The sequence below is a fragment of the Kitasatospora sp. CM 4170 genome (genome assembly GCF_032110285.1).
GTDB lineage: Bacteria > Actinomycetota > Actinomycetes > Streptomycetales > Streptomycetaceae > Kitasatospora > Kitasatospora aburaviensis.
The window spans coordinates 1602143-1615684 of record NZ_CP134877.1; the positions used below are offsets into that span (position 1 = coordinate 1602143).

Annotated in this window: 9 protein-coding genes and 1 pseudogene; 9 read left to right on the forward strand and 1 reads right to left on the reverse strand. The window is 74.9% G+C overall.

Features of this window, described 5'->3' with window-relative positions; all coding sequences use genetic code 11:
• Window positions 1–113: 113 nt before the first annotated feature.
• Complete coding sequence (locus RMN57_RS06425) at window positions 114–1175, forward strand: Dyp-type peroxidase (protein WP_313762397.1); 1062 nt, start codon at window positions 114–116, stop codon at window positions 1173–1175.
• A 114-nt stretch (window positions 1176–1289) separates the two neighbouring features.
• Here RMN57_RS06425 and RMN57_RS06430 read toward each other — a convergent pair whose 3' ends face one another.
• Window positions 1290–1913: a TetR/AcrR family transcriptional regulator gene (locus tag RMN57_RS06430; protein ID WP_313762398.1), complete on the reverse strand. Its 624-nt coding sequence runs from the start codon at window positions 1911–1913 to the stop codon at window positions 1290–1292.
• 130 nt (window positions 1914–2043) lie between these two features.
• Here RMN57_RS06430 and RMN57_RS06435 point away from each other — a divergent pair, with 130 nt between their 5' ends.
• From RMN57_RS06435 to RMN57_RS06470, 8 genes and pseudogenes are all read left to right on the forward strand, one after another.
• Window positions 2044–4290, forward strand: a complete 2247-nt coding sequence (locus tag RMN57_RS06435) for an MMPL family transporter (RefSeq protein WP_313762399.1) — start codon at window positions 2044–2046, stop codon at window positions 4288–4290.
• A gap of 46 nt (window positions 4291–4336) precedes the next feature.
• Window positions 4337–6163, forward strand: a complete 1827-nt coding sequence (locus RMN57_RS06440) for an aminotransferase class V-fold PLP-dependent enzyme (RefSeq protein WP_313762400.1) — start codon at window positions 4337–4339, stop codon at window positions 6161–6163.
• 63 nt (window positions 6164–6226) lie between these two features.
• The gene (locus RMN57_RS06445) at window positions 6227–7099 is read left to right on the forward strand and encodes a hypothetical protein (protein ID WP_313762401.1); all 873 of its coding nucleotides are present in this window, start codon (window positions 6227–6229) and stop codon (window positions 7097–7099) included.
• 103 nt (window positions 7100–7202) lie between these two features.
• On the forward strand, window positions 7203–9287 hold the full coding sequence (locus tag RMN57_RS06450) for a PIG-L family deacetylase (RefSeq protein ID WP_313762402.1): 2085 nt from the start codon (window positions 7203–7205) through the stop codon (window positions 9285–9287).
• 159 nt (window positions 9288–9446) lie between these two features.
• A pseudogene (locus RMN57_RS06455) lies at window positions 9447–10247 on the forward strand (Tat pathway signal sequence domain protein); the annotation flags it as partial.
• Window positions 10227–10637 carry a carbohydrate-binding protein gene (locus tag RMN57_RS06460; RefSeq protein ID WP_313767731.1) on the forward strand — a complete coding sequence of 137 codons (411 nt, stop codon included), beginning with the start codon at window positions 10227–10229 and terminating at the stop codon, window positions 10635–10637. The pseudogene RMN57_RS06455 and the gene RMN57_RS06460, both read left to right, overlap by 21 nt.
• Window positions 10638–10871: 234 nt before the next feature.
• A complete protein-coding gene (locus RMN57_RS06465; RefSeq protein ID WP_313762403.1) occupies window positions 10872–12335 on the forward strand; it encodes a glycosyltransferase 87 family protein in 1464 nt (487 codons plus the stop codon).
• On the forward strand, window positions 12332–13540 hold the full coding sequence (locus tag RMN57_RS06470) for a glycosyltransferase family 4 protein (protein ID WP_313762404.1): 1209 nt from the start codon (window positions 12332–12334) through the stop codon (window positions 13538–13540). The genes RMN57_RS06465 and RMN57_RS06470 overlap by 4 nt, the downstream gene beginning before the upstream one ends.
• Window positions 13541–13542 lie beyond the last annotated feature (2 nt).

A 13542-nucleotide genomic window follows, 5' to 3' on the forward strand; every position in this document is an offset into this window, starting at 1 on the left:
AAAGGCGTTCAATACTGGCGGGCCTCGTCGGATCACTCACGGTCGCGGCCTGCGGGCCCGATCAGGGGACCACGGGTACGGCCGACGCCGCCGCACCCCGTACCACGCCGCCGGTGCCCCCCACCCCCGGCGTCCCGGCCGCGCACCAGGCCGGGGTGACCACCGTGCCGCCTGCGGCCGCCGAAGTGGCCGCCTACCGGGTCACGGCCGCCGGGCGGGACGGGCTCGCCGACGTCCTGCGCCGGCTCGGCGCCGAAGCGGCCGGGGCCGGGGCCGGCGAGAGCCTCACCGTCTCCGCCGGCGCCTCGCTCTTCGACCAGCGCTACGGACTCGCCGCACTGCGCCCGCGCCGCCTCACCGAGATGCCCGCCTTCCCCAGCGACGTCCTCGACCCCGCCTGGTGCCACGGCGACCTCACCGTCCAGGCCTGCGCCGCCACCCCCGAACGGGCCGCCGAACTCGCCGCACAGGCCGCCCGGGTACCGGGGCTGGAGCGGACCTGGAGGATGCCCGGCTTCCGGCCCGGCAACGAGACCGGCCGCGGCGGCCGCGCCTTCACCACCAACCTGTTCGGCTTCCGCGAAGGCGCCGGCAACCTGGAGGCCGAGGACACCGCCCTGATGGACCGACAGGTCTGGGTCCGGCCCGGCGCCGACGAACCCGCCTGGACCGCCGGCGGCACCTACCAGGTCATCCGCCTGATCCGCTTCGCCATGCCACTCTGGGACGCCGACCCGGTCCCGAAGCAGGAGGCCGTCATCGGCCGCCACAAGGACAGCGCCGCACCCCTGGGCGCCACCCGCGAGACCGACACCCCCGACTACGCCCACGACCCCGAGGGCCGGACCATCTCGCTCGACTCCCACATCCGCCGCGCCAACCCCCGCACCCCCGACACCGACGGCAGCCGCATCCTGCGCCGCAGCTACTCCTACCGCCTCGACCGCGACGCCACCGGCCACGACAACGCCGGCCTGCTCTTCGTCTGCTACCAGCACGACGTCGAGCAGGGCTTCGCCACCGTCCAGCGCCGCCTCCACGGCGAGGCCCTGGAGAAGTACGTCCTCCCGTTCGGCGGCGGCTACTACTTCACCCTCCCCGGCGCGGGTGCCGGCACCGGCGCCGGCAACGGTGGGGACCACCTCGGCGCCGCCCTGCTGGCCGCCGCGGGCTGAGCGGAAGGCGAGGGCGGAAGGCGGGGGCGGGGCATCCGGTGCGGCCGGTGCGCCGCCCCTCGTGCAGGGAGCGGGGCGACGGCCACCGCACGCCCGCCCTCGGGGCCGGTCGGATCACTCCCCGGCCGGGCCGTCCGCGGCGGCGAGGAGGGCGTGGACGGTGGCGGCCATGGTGTGGCGGGCCTGCTCCGGGCTCAGGCCGGAGCTGCGCCAGTGGTACCAGGTGCTCCACGTGGTGACCGCGTCGAGGCCGTTCAGCAGGTCGGTCCGGGCGGGTTCGGGGAGCGGGTCGAGCTCCAGGGCGAAGATCTGGGTGAGCCGCAGCCGCGCGAAGTCCAGCATCTGCTGGACGCCCTCCTGGACGCGGGCGGACGGGTTCTCCAGCCGCATGATGGCGAGCCGGGCCGGGGTGATGCCCTCCAGGATCCGGGCGCGCTGCTCCGCGACGGCCGCCACCCGGACGTCCCGCGGCCCGTCGGTGGGGAGCGGCCGGACCTGCGCCATCACCTGTTCCAGCCGGCGGCCGACGGCGACCTCGGCCAGCTGCGCCATGTCCGCGAAGTGGTGGAACACCAACCGCCGGGAAACACCGGCGCGTTCGGCGACCTTGTCGGCGGGGAACTGCGCCTGGTTCTCGTCGAGCAGCGAGAGCATCGCGTCGGCGATCTTCTCACGGGTCTGACGCCCGCGTTCCGTGCGTCCGTCCGGGACGGGCGTGGCGGCTTCGGTCCGTTTCACGGGGCCCTCCGGCGTCTCGTTGACATTCTTGCACCGCGAGTGCAAGTGTACGCGTTGCACGGCGAGTGCAATGAGTTTGGCCGGGCGCCTCCGCGATCCCGCCGCCGCGAAGAAGGACGGTCCATCGCAGATGTTCACCGGCATGGGGCGCTGGTGCGCCCGCAGACCCAAGCGCGTGGTCGCGACCTGGCTGCTGCTGCTCGCGACCGCGCTCACCGCCCTCGGGGCGTTCGGGCGCGTCACCAGCGAGGCCGTGTCCATTCCCGGCAGCGACAGCCAGGCCGCCCAGGACGTCACCGACCGCGCGTTCCCCGGCTCGGCGTCCGGCCGACAGCCCGTGCTGCTGCACACCGGCGCCTCCGCGGCGCCGCTCACCGCTCCGGAGGCCGCCGCGGCGGTCCGGGCGGCCGCGACGGCCGTGGCCGCGGTGCCGCACGTGGTGGCCGTCACCACGCCGTACGACCCGGCCGGCGCCGCGGCGATGAGCGCCGACGGCCACACCGCCTACCTCTCGGTCGAACTCGACCTCACCGGGCGGGAGGTGACACCCGGCACCACCGAGGCCGTGCTGGCCGCGGCCGCACCGGCCACCGCCGCCGGCATCGAGGTGACGCCCGGCGGATTCCTCGCCGCAGCGGTCGACAAGGGGACCACCGGTCGCAGCGAGGCCATCGGCCTCGGAACCGCCCTGGTGATCCTCACCCTCACCCTCGGCAGTCTCGTCGCCGCCGGGCTGCCGCTGCTCGCCGGGATCGTCGGCCTCGGCATCGCCCTGCCGGTCGTCGGCCTGGCCGGCCACCTGATGGACGTCCCCGAGGCCGGCGAGACCATCGCCGCCATGATCGGCCTCGGCGTCGGGATCGACTACACGCTGTTCGGGCTCAGCCGCTTCCGCGAGCTGCGCGCCGCGGGGGTCGGGATCGAGGACGCGGCCGTGCGCACCACGGCCGGTTCGGGCAAGTCCGTCGCCTTCGCCGGCAGCGCCGTCGTCGCCGCCCTCGCGGGGCTCGCGCTCGGCGGGCTCCCGCTGCTCTACGCCCTGGCCCTCGCCCCCGCGATCGCCGTGGTGACGGCGGTGGGCGTGAACCTCACGCTCCTGCCCGCGGTGCTCGTCCTGCTGGGCAAGCGCCTGGCCCCCGCGCGGTCCGCCCCCGCCCCGGACGCGCGCCCGCGCGGCTGGGGCCGGATCGCCGCCCTGGTCGCCGCCAGGCCCTGGCCCCTGTTGCTGGCCGGTCTCGCCCTGCTCGGTGCGCTGGCCGCCCCGGCGGTCCACCTCCACCTCGGCCAGCTGGACGCCGGCAGCAAGGCCTCCGGCACCATGAGCCGCACCGCGTACGACCGGATGGCGGCGGCGTTCGGCCCCGGCTCCAACGGCGTGCTCCAGGTCGTCGACGTCCTGCCCACCCCGGCCCAGGCCGGCGGGGCGACGGCACCGGCGCAGGCCGGCGGGGCGGGATCCGGTGATCCTCGCCTGACCGCCGTGACCGCCGCGCTGCGCGGCGCCGAGGGCGTCGCCGCCGTCGGCCCGCCCGCCGTGGCCGCGGACGGCCGCACCGCCCGGTGGCAGGTCACCCCGGCCACCGCCCCCTCCGACCCCGCCACCACCGCACTGGTCCACCGCCTGCGCTCCGACGTCCTGCCCGCCGCCACCGCCGGCACCGGCCAGGTGCTGCACATCGGCGGGGCCACCGCCGCCCAGGCCGACCTCAACGCGCGGATCGCGCACCGGATGCCGCTCGTGGTCGGGTTCGTCCTGACGGTCGCGGGCCTGCTCCTGCTGCTCGCCTTCCGCTCGCCGATCGTCGCCGTGAAGGCGGCCGTGATGAACCTGGTGTCGGTCGCCGCCGCCTACGGCGTGCTCAGCGCCGTCTTCCAGCACGGCTGGGGTGCCGAACTGATCGGCCTGGAGGGCGCCGTGGCGATCCCCGGCTACGTCCCGCTGCTGATGTTCGCGGTGCTCTTCGGGCTCTCGATGGACTACGAGGTGTTCCTGCTCAGCGCCGTGCGCGAGGGCTACCTGCGGGAGGGCGACAGCCGTCGCGCGGTGGTGACTGGCCTCGCCGGCACCGGACGGATCATCAGCTCGGCGGCCCTGATCATGGTCGCGGTCTTCCTGAGCTACCTGCTCTCCGACGACCCGGTGGTCAAGATGTTCGGCGTCGGCCTGGCCACCGCCGTCGCGCTCGACGCGACCGTGGTCCGCGGTCTGCTGGTGCCGTCCACCATGGTCCTGCTCGGCGACCGGAACTGGTGGCTGCCCGGCTGGCTCGACCGCCTGCTGCCGCACCTCGACATCGAGGGCGACGGACACACCGCGGACCCCGTCGCCCCCGAGGGCGACGCCTCTCCCCGGCCGGCGGTCGAGCCCGCCCGATAGGGCGAACCTCACGAGACACGGCCACAGTTCAAGCTATGAAGTTCAGATGATCACCTTTTCTTCTCACTGCAGCGAGCGGCACCGGCCGACCGTCGGACCCACCGTCGCCGGCCCCGCACCCGCCGACACGGCGGCCGCCGACCTCCTCACCCGCATCCAGGCCGGACTGATCGGCGAGGGCGACCTCCTCGACGGCCCGTACGGCCCGCGCAGGATCACCTACGCCGACCACACGGCCTCCGGCCGCCCCCTGGACTTCGTCGAGGACTTCGTCCGGGACGCCGTCCTCCCCCGCTACGCCAACACCCACACCGAGAGCTCCGGGAACGGCCTGCGCACCGGCCGCCTCCGCGAGGAGGCCCGCGCGCTGATCCACCGCGCCGTCGGGGCGGGAGACGACCACGCCGTGCTGTTCTGCGGGTCCGGAGCCACCGGCGCCGTGGACCGTCTGGTGGCCCTGCTGGACCTGCGCAGCCCGTCCCGGCGCAGCCGCCGCTACGGCGCCGGACTGCCGGAGCACGACCGCCCGGTGGTCTTCGTCGGCCCCCACGAGCACCACTCCAACGAACTGCCGTGGCGGGAGTCGGCCGCCGACGTCGTGGTGATCCGGGAGGGCGCCGACGGCCGGCTCGACGAGGACGACCTCCGCGCCCGACTGCTGCTCCACGCCCACCGTCCGCTGCGGGTCGGCAGCTTCTCCGCGGCGTCCAACGTCACCGGCATCCTGGCGGACACGGATCGGATATCCGCCCTCCTCCACGCCTACGGAGCCCTGGCCTGCTGGGACTTCGCGACGGCCGGGCCCTACCTGCCGATCCGCGTAGCCGAGTCCGCCCCCGGTCGCGGCGACCACAAGGACGCGGTGTTCCTCTCGCCGCACAAGTTCGTCGGCGGTCCCCAGACGCCGGGCGTCCTGGTCGTCCACCGGGACCTGCTGGTCGGGCCGGTGCCGACCGTGCCCGGCGGGGGCACGGTGTCCTACGTGGGCCCGGTCGACCACGACTACGTCGGCGATCCGGTCGCCCGCGAGGAGGGCGGCACCCCGGCCGTCGTCGAGTCGATCCGCGCCGGCCTGGTCTTCGCCCTCAAGGAGGACGTCGGCACCCGGCTCATCCAGGAGCGGGAGGAGGCCGCCTGGGCCCGGGTGCGGGACGGCTGGGGCCGCCACCCCGGCCTGCGGCTGCTGGGGCGCACCGACGTGCCCCGCCTGCCCGTGGTGTCCTTCCTGGTCCGGGACCGGCACCGACCCGACCGCTACCTGCACCACAACTTCGTCACGGCCGTGCTCAACGACCTCTTCGGCATCCAGGCGCGCGGCGGCTGTTCCTGCGCCGGCCCGTACGGCCACCGACTGCTCGGTATCGATGCCGAACGGTCGTCCGGATTCCACGAAGTGATCGTCCGTCAGGGATTCGAGGGGATCAAGCCCGGGTGGACGCGGGTGAGCTTCCCGTACTTCACCACGGACGAGGCGCTGGAGTACGTCCTGGCCGCTGTCGAGCTGGTGGCCTCCGACGGTCACCGCCTGCTGCCGGACTACGCGTTCGACCCCCGCACCGGGCTCTGGCGCCACCGCTCCCGCCCGGCCGGGGAGCCCGGCGTCCGGCTGGCCGACTTCCGCGACCGGCCGTGGCGGCGGAGCTGGACGGCGACCGCGCCGGGGCGGCCGCCGGGTGCGCTGCCGGAGCAGCTGGAGCAGGCCCGCGCGCTGCTCGCCGAGCGGCCCGAGCCCCCGGCCGAGGCCGCACCGGACACCTCGACGGGCGCCCCGAACGGGCTTCCCGTCGGCTTCGAGGCGCTGCGCTGGTTCCCCCTGCTGCCCGTGAACCTCCTCCCCCCGGACGCCGCCGTGCGTCACGGGCACGGCTCTTGAGCCCTCCGCCCCCTCCGTACCGATCCACCGGTTCTCCAACCCGACGCACCAGGAGCACATCCCTTGCACAGCAACCTCCGTCGCGCCCTGCCGGCGCTCACGGCCCTCGCCTTCACCGCCGGGGCCGCGGTCCTCGCCGCGCCCGCCGCGCACGCCGAACCCGCCTGCGGCCGGCCGCCGGTCCAGTACTCCGTGGACGGCGGCGCCAACTGGACCAACAGCGCCACGTTCCCGGCCCTCTCGGGCACCGTCCAGGTCCGGTTGGCCGGCCAGCCCACCGCGGGCTGCGACTACCACGTCTCCCTGGGGTCGTACGAGACGCAGGGCGCGACCTGGGCCACCTCGGGCCGGCAGACCTTCCTCGGCTGGGCCACCACGACGCTCACCCGCGAGCACTACCGCGACACGCTCGACGTCAGCGGCCACCTGCCGCGCTGTTTCGGCGAGTTGGCGCTCTACGGAGTGGGCGAGAAGTACGACGGGAACGACGGGGACCACCCGCTGCCGCACTACCCGGACGAGCCGTTCTCCGGCCTGCAGATCGCCTCGTGGAACGGCGGTACGGCCTGCCCGCCCAAGCCGACCGCCGGCCCGACCAGCCCGGCCCCGACGAGCCCGGCCACGGCCAGCCCGGCCACGACGACCGCCGCCGTCCCGGCCTCCGCCACTCCGACGGCCACGCCCACGGCGGCGGGCACCGCCTCGGCCGCGCCGGCCCCTTCCTCCGGAGCACCGGCCTCGACGCAGCACCCGGCCCCGGCGCAGGCCACCGCCACAACCACGGCCACCGCCGCTCCGGCACTGGCCGCCACCGGAGCCGACGACGGCCTGCTGGCCGCCACGGCGGTCGGCGCGACCGCGCTGGTCGCCGCCGGCTGCGCGGCCGTGTACGCCGGCCGCCGCCGCGCCGCTCGTCGCTCGTCGCTGACGAGGTGACAGGGTCGGCCCACCGAAGGGCGACCCGCCACGTCTGACCCTCGTGAGAGGGTGCCGGATGCCGCCATGGACCCTCCATGGCGGCATCTCGGAGGGATCCCCCATGCGAAGGCGAAGGAGCGCGGTCGCCCTGCTGACCACGCTTGCCGCGGCGCTGCCGGTCTGGTCGACGCAGCCGGCGGCGGCGGAGTCGACGTCCGTCAATGCCAGTGTCGTCCAGATCGTCGCCCACCAGGACGACGACCTGCTGTTCATGAACCCGGATCTGCTCAACAGCATCAGGTCCGGGACGAAGACGACGACGATCTACGTGACAGCCGGGGAGTCGAACAGGAAGCCGGCCGAACCCTACGCACGAAACAGGCAGGTCGGGGTCCAACTCGCCTATGCAGCCATGGCTGGCGTCCCGTGCGCGACGCTCGGGCCCGAACCGGGGGAGTCCACGAGCTGCTGGACCCGTACTGAGATCGTCGCGAACGGCCACGCGGTCGAGATGTTCGAGCTCCCCGGCACCGCACTCACCCTCCTCTTCCTGAGCCTTCCGGAGAACGGCGACCCGGCCATGCCCGGGCAGCACCTGCGGGATGTGTGGCAGGACGAAGCCTCCACAGAGGCACTCCCGATGGGGCAGGCGCCGCTCGAGCAGCGGAAGTACACCAGGGACGACGTCTTCGACGTTCTGAGCAACCTGTTGACGCGCCAGGGAGCCACCCTCGTCCGCGTGCAGGATCCCGCCCCGGACTTCAAGCTCCTGACGGGGTTGGGACTTGTGGAACACGACCACCAGGACCACATCACCACCGCGTGGTTCGCCGACGAGGCCGTCCGCCGGTACGCGCGGAGCAGGCCCCAGGTGGTCACCGAGCACTACCGTGACTACAACATCGCCGACGGTCCGGCCGACCTGGACGCCGCCGACACCCGGGACAAGAACCACGTGTTCAAGGAGGTCTACGTACCCCGCGACGCACTGCTGGACGCCACCCTCCAGAAGGAGCGCGAATGCCGGAGGGACGGCGACGGCATCTACCTCTGCTACGCGAACCGGATCCGTCAGCGCACGCCCCGGCTGCCCAATTCCGTGACCAGCGACCGCAACGGCGCCCTGCACGCCTACGCCGTCCGGGGCGGCCGTCTGTACGAGTGGGTCGAGGACTACTTCAAGAGCTGGCAAGGCCCCTACCTCGTCGCCGGTCCCGCCTCCCCGCTCACGGAGGGCCTGTCGGTGGGCCGGGACGAGGACGGCCGGATCGAGGTGTTCACCCGGAACGCCGACACCGGGGAAGTCATCGCCCACTACCAGACGGTGACCGGATGGGCGTGGAAGTCGCTCGGCAGCCCCAACACCGTCAGCGCCGGACCGGGAAGCGCCCTGACCAACGACGCACTGCGGGTGAGCGCACCGGCGGTCGCCTCCAACGGTGACGGCCGCCTCCAGCTCTTCGTCCGCAATGCGGGCGGCGGCGTCAGTTCGATCTGGCAGACCGCGCCCAACGGCGGCTGGACCGCCGCATGGGCCGACATGCTCGGCGTGAATGTCCAGGGCACGCCCTCCGCCATGACCACCCGCGACGGCCGGATCGAGCTGTTCGCCTGGACCGCCGCCACCGATCCGGAGGCCGGCCCGTGGACCGCGCCGAGCGCTCGGATCGGCGTGCTGCATTGGTACCAGCCCGCCCCCAACCAACCGTTCCGGTTCGACGAGACGTTCCCCCAGGTGGCCCCGACCAGCGACCCCGCCATCGGCATGGACCAGGACGGCCGGCTCGAACTGCTCTACCGTCAGCTCGACGGCCTCGAACCCAAGCCGACCGACACGACCCGGTCCTCCACCATGTCGCTCCACCAGCTGAGCCCCGGCGGCGGCTGGTCCCCGGCCTCCGGCGCCCTCGGCGGGGCCGCCGACCAGGGCGGGTACGGCACGCCCGCCGCGGTCACGCCCGGGGACGGACGCATGGTGACCGCCGTCCGCAACCGGGGCGGCGGCGTCAGCATCAGCCGTCAGGACGCACCCAACGGGCCGTTCGGTGGGTGGACGGACCTGGGTGGCAGCATGGTCGGGGTGCCGGCCGCCGGGGTCGACCGGGACGGCCTGGCCGACCTGGTGATCACCGGTACCAACGGGCTGCTCTACCACAACCGCCAGCGTCCGGACGGTTCCTTCCGCGGCTGGGCGCCGATGGGCTGAGACGTCCTGTTGGTTGGGAAACTTTCCTAACGAATGCTCTTGACCGTGCTCCCTCATGTCGAGATTCTGGACGCCCGGCGCCGGCGGATCCGCTCCGCCGGCGCCCGCCCCGCTCAGGTTCGTGCTGCCGACACCGCCCACCGACCGCAAGGAGCCCCCGTGAACAGGCCTTCCCGCCGAACCGTCCTCGGCGCCGCCCTCACCGCGGCGGCCACCGCCGCGCTTCCGCGCACCGGCGCCGCGGCCGCCACCACACTGTCCGTCTCCAGCTGGCAGCAGCGCTGGGCGCCGTCGGCCGCGGCCGACGGCCTCGCCGCCTTCGAGACGATCGAGGACGACCGCGCCGACTCCCATCCGGCCGGCCATCCGCACATCCGGGTCGAGAACGGCAACTACCGCTGGAACATGCACACCGTGGACCGCGACTCCGCCACCGACCGGCAGCGCCACGAGGTCACCGGTATGCGCAGTCCGGCGGGCGGCGCCTTCCTGGAGTGGCGGCCCGGCCAGACCTGGCGCACCACCTACTCGATGTACATCCCCTCCTCGTTGAAGGCGACCACCACCTTCACCCACATCATGCAGATGAAGCAGCCCGGCAACGGCACCTCGCCGATCGTCGTGCAGTCCCTGCGCCGGGGGAACGGCGCGCAGACGATCGAGCTCCAACTCCCCATCAGCGGCGTCCTGGTGGGCCGCACCAGCCTGGACCCGCTGCACGACCGCTGGGTGGACGTGGACTTCCAGATCAAGGTGGGGGACGGCAGTTCGGGCTCGGTGCGGTGGATCCTGCGCAGTGCGGGCAACACCTTGATCGACGTCTCGAAGACCGGCGTCGACACCTTCCTCGCCGACCGGGTGCGGCCCAAGTGGGGCATCTACCGCTCGCTCGGCGACACTTCGGGCTCGCTCCAGGACTGCTACCTGCTCACCACCGCGATGCGCGGCTACCAGCTGGTCTCCGGCGCCTCCGGCGTCTACCAGGCAGCGGAGGCCCGGATCGTCCAGGGCACCATCGACACCGACCACGCCGGCTTCAGCGGCAGCGGGTTCCTCAACCTGGCCAATTCCGCGGGGAGTTACGCAGAGTGGACGGTGCCGGCCTCCGCCGCCTCCGCCGCCACCCTCGACCTGACCTACGCCAACGGCACCGGCGCCGACCGGCCGATGGACGTCACCGTCAACGGGGCCCGGGTCGCCACCGGGCACGTCTTCCCGCCCACCGCCGACTGGGCCACCTGGTCGACCACTTCGCTGCCGATCCCGCTCAAGGCCGGCGCCAACACCGTCCGGGTCACCTCGACCACCGCCGACGGCGGCCCCAACCTCGACCGGATCACCGTCCGCTGACCCCACGGCCGCGGCGCCGCCGGGGGGCGGTGCCGCGGCCGTGCCATGGCCGTGTCGTGGGTTCCGTACGGCGTCCGGTGGTAGGGGAAACCCGACCAGAGGACTCGACCTGGCCGTCATGACCCGGCTGACCAGCGCCGCTGCAATGAAGTGGTGCAGATCAACCGTGCCCGTCAGGGACTTTCCCGTACCCGAGACCACCACCCCGCCGCCGGCCGCCGTCACCTCTCGCAGGTGCGCCTCCACCGCGTCTCCCGCCCGGAACGCGCCACCGGCCGCCCTCCCGGCGGGCGGCGGTTGCTGTGGTCCGGCGGCTGGCTGGTCGCGGCCGGGTGGGCCGCCGCGTTCCCGCTGCTCTCCGCGCTCGGCCCGCACCGGAGTTGGGGGCTGATCGCCACAGCGGGCTACCTGGGCGCGGCAGTTGCCGTGCTGGTGCTGCCCCCGCAGTGGGCGCGCAGTGGCGCGGCGGCCGTGGCGCTCGCCGGTGCGGTCGTGGTGCCGCTGCTGGTCCTGGTCACGGCCGGGCAGGGGCAGAGCGAGGTCACCGTCGTCGAGCGGTCGGGCGACCTGCTGCTCCGGCACGGCACCCCGTACCTGGCCGAGCCGCACACCGTCACCGAGGTCACGCCCTACCTGCCGGGCATGGCGCTGTTCGGGCTGCCCCACGCGCTGGTCGGCGCGGACAGCCCGCCCGCCCGGCTGCTCGGCGACCCCCGGGTGTGGTGCGCCGCCGTGTTCCTCGGCTGCCTGCCGGCGGCTGCCGCCGGATCGCGTCGGCGCGGCGCCCGTACGGGGCGACGCGGTGCCCCTACGTGGCGACGCACGGCCCTGGTACCGGTCGTCGCGCTGGTCGCCTCGCCGCTGGTCGCGCTGCCGCTCTGCGTCAGCGGGATCGATCTGCCGATGACCGGGCTCTGCTGCCTGGCGCTCGCCCTGGCCGGGCGGGACCGTCCGTTCGGCTCCGGGCTGGCCCTGGCACTGGCCTGCGCGCTCAAGTGGACGGCCTGGCCCGCGGTGGCGGTCACCGCCGCTCTGCTGGCCGCCACCGCGGGGCGCCGGTCCGCCGTGCGCGCCGCCGCCACCGCGGTCGTCGGCGCGGCCGCCCTCGTCCTGCCCTCGGCGCTGCGCTCGCCCGGGGCACTGCTGCGGCAGGTGTTCGCCTTCCCCACCGGTCGCGGCGAGCTGCCCACGCCGGCGAGCAGCCCGCTGCCCGGCCGGCTGCTCGCGGACCTCGGCCCGGCCGGCTGGTACGCCGCAGCCGCGCTGCTGCTGCTCGCCGGACTCGCCGTCGCCGTCTCGCTCGTCCTACACCCGCCCCGGGACGGCGTGTCCGCCGCCGACCGGCTCGCGCTCGGGCTCGCCCTGGCCTTCCTGCTGGCACCCGCCGGACGCTTCGGCTACCTGGCGCTGCCGGTGCTCCTCTGGCTGCTCGCCCGGCTCTGGTCCGCCGTCGACCCGACCGCCGTCGACCCGACCGTCGGCGGCGCCGTGGGCCCGGGGCGTGCGGTCGGCCCGTTCGCGGTGCCCGCCGGCGCCGGAGCCGCGTCCGCATCCGCGGCGGCCGGTCGGCGGTCCGCCGGAGTCGCTCCGGCCGCCCGCGTCGTGCCCCGCCCGACCACCGCACCCGCCCCGTCGTCCGTACTCGCCCCGTCGTCGTCCGTACTCGCCCACCGAACCGAGGTCGTACCCGCCCCATGACCAGCACGCTCATCGTCACCAACGACTTCCCGCCCCGGCAGGGCGGCATCGAGACCTTCGTCCAGGCCATGGCCTCCCGGCTGCCCCGGGTGTCCGGCAGCGAGGTCGTCGTCTACACCTCGGCCGAGCCGGGCGCCGCCCGGCACGACGCCGCGCTCCCGTTCCCGGTGATCCGGGACCGGTCCGGGCTGCTGCTGCCCACCGGCCGGGTGACCCGCCGGGCCGCCGAACTCGCCCGGGCCCACGGCTGCGACCGGGTCTGGTTCGGCGCCGCCGCCCCGCTCGCCGCGATGACCCCCGGACTGCGCCGCCTGGCCCCGGGTGTCCGGCGGACGGTCGCCACCACCCACGGCCACGAGATCTGGTGGGCGCGCACCCCCGGCGCCCGCCGCCTGCTGCGACGGATCGGCGACAGCGTCGACGTGGTCACCTACCTCGGCGCCTACACGCGCGACCGGATCGCTCCCGCGCTCGGGCCCTCGGCCCGGCTGGAGCGCCTGGTCCCCGGTGTCGACGCCGAGCTGTTCCGGCCACGGCCGGAACCCGGCGGCGACGGCGACTCCACGGCCGCCGGTCCGGTGATCCTCTGCGTGGCGCGGCTGGTTCCGCGCAAGGGCCAGGACACCCTGATCCGCGCGCTCCCCCTGATCCGGCGGACCGTCCCCGGCGCGGTGCTCGTCCTGGTCGGCCGGGGACCGGACGAACGCCGGCTGCGCGAGCTGGCCCGGCGGCACACCGAACCCGGCGCGGTCGTGTTCGCCGGCGGGCGCGAGCACGCGCAGACGCCCGCCGAGTACGCGGCGGCCGACGTCTTCGCGATGCCGTGCCGCACCCGGCGCGCCGGCCTGGAGGAGGAAGGCCTCGGCATCGTCTTCCTGGAGGCTGCGGCCGCCGGTCTGCCCGTCGTCGCGGGCCGATCCGGCGGGGCGCCCGACGCCGTCCTCGACGGCGTCAACGGCGCCGTCGTCGACGGCCGCGACCCGGCCGACGTGGCCCGGGCGATCACCCGGATACTCCGCGCCCCGGTCGCCGAGCGGGCGCGGACGGGCGCCGCCGGGCGGCGGTGGGTGCGCGAGCAGTGGTCCTGGGACGCCACCGCGCACCGTCTCGCCGCCCTCCTCACCCCCGCCCCGGGGGAGTCGGACGCGGCGTACCCGCCGGGGCTCCTCCCGCGGACCGTCGGGCCGCAGCGCGCCGGGGACTGACG

Bases quoted from the DNA above. Each gene is read 5' to 3' on its own strand.
- RMN57_RS06435 (WP_313762399.1), top strand. From the start codon at position 2,044: ATGTTCACCGGCATGGGGCGCTGGTGCGCCCGCAGACCCAAGCGCGTG.
- RMN57_RS06440 (WP_313762400.1), top strand. From the start codon at position 4,337: ATGATCACCTTTTCTTCTCACTGCAGCGAGCGGCACCGGCCGACCGTC.
- RMN57_RS06450 (WP_313762402.1), top strand. From the start codon at position 7,203: ATGCGAAGGCGAAGGAGCGCGGTCGCCCTGCTGACCACGCTTGCCGCG.
- RMN57_RS06460 (WP_313767731.1), top strand. From the start codon at position 10,227: ATGCGCGGCTACCAGCTGGTCTCCGGCGCCTCCGGCGTCTACCAGGCA.
- RMN57_RS06470 (WP_313762404.1), top strand. From the start codon at position 12,332: ATGACCAGCACGCTCATCGTCACCAACGACTTCCCGCCCCGGCAGGGC.